Origin of the sequence: Nodosilinea sp. LEGE 07298 (genome assembly GCF_015207265.1) — a bacterium.
Classification (GTDB): domain Bacteria; phylum Cyanobacteriota; class Cyanobacteriia; order Phormidesmidales; family Phormidesmidaceae; genus Nodosilinea.
Genome location: NZ_JADEXE010000615.1, coordinates 1 through 1,020, shown reverse-complemented (window position 1 = coordinate 1,020; position 1,020 = coordinate 1). Strand labels below are relative to the sequence as shown.

General features: G+C 62.1%; 1 protein-coding gene. It reads left to right on the top strand.

Annotated elements, in window-relative coordinates:
• Window positions 1-1,020: MATE family efflux transporter (locus tag IQ273_RS33425; protein ID WP_194027357.1), on the top strand; the 1,020-nt coding region annotated here is incomplete at both ends.

Below are 1,020 nucleotides of genomic sequence, written 5' to 3'. Positions count from 1 at the left end.
CGCTGGTGGCCCAGGCTTTTGGGGCGGGGCAAAAGGCTGATGTTGAGGCGATCGCCCGCCAGGGCTTTTGGCTATCGCTGGGACTGAGCCTGCCGCTGATGGGCATTCTCAGCCAGATGGATTGGGTGCTGTTAGCCCTGGGGCAGCCAGAGCCGATCGCCGCGCTGACCGGCCCCTACTTCCAATGGATTCTCTGGGGCGCACTGCCAGCCCTTTGCTTTGCCATGCTGCGGGGCTACGTCTCGGCGCTGGCCCAGGCCCAGATCGTGATTGCGATCGTGCTGGTAGGCACGGCCTTTAACATCGCAGGTAACTACGCTTTGGGCTTTGGCAAATGGGGCTTTCCGGCGCTGGGGCTAGGCGGGCTGGGCCTCGCCAGCGGGCTGAGCTACTGGCTGATGTTTGGCTTGTTTTTGCTCTACACCCTCAAGCACTCCAGTCTAAAAGAGTATCGGTTTTGGCAAGGGTGGTATCGGGTGCAGCCTCGGCTAGTCGGGCGGATGCTGGTGATGGGGGGTGAGCTTGCCATTACGATCGCCCTGGAGTTTAGCCTGTTTGCCGTTGTCACCTTTTTGATGGGCATTCTTGGCCCCGAGGTGCTGGCGGCTCACCAGACTGTGTACCAGACGATTTACCTTATTTTCATGGTGCCCTTGGGCATGTCCTACGCAGCGACGGCGCGGGTAGGGCAGGCCCTGGGACAGCAGGACATAGCCCAGACGCGGCGGGCGGGGATTGTGGCGATCGCGATCGCCGCCGCCTTTATGCTACTGGCCACCCTGGGGCTGCTGCTGTTTCGCCAGTCGATCATTGGCCTCTACCTAGACCTGAGCGATCCGGCTAACGCTCCCGTGGTGGCGCTGGCCATGCCGATGCTTTTGGTGGCAGCCCTGGCGCAGTTGACCGATGGTGTGCAGCGGGTGGCCTCAGGGGCGCTCTACGGCCTGCAAGATACTCGCATGCCTATGGTACTCAGCGGGCTGGCCTTTTGGGGCGTGGGGCTCACAACAGGGTATTTGC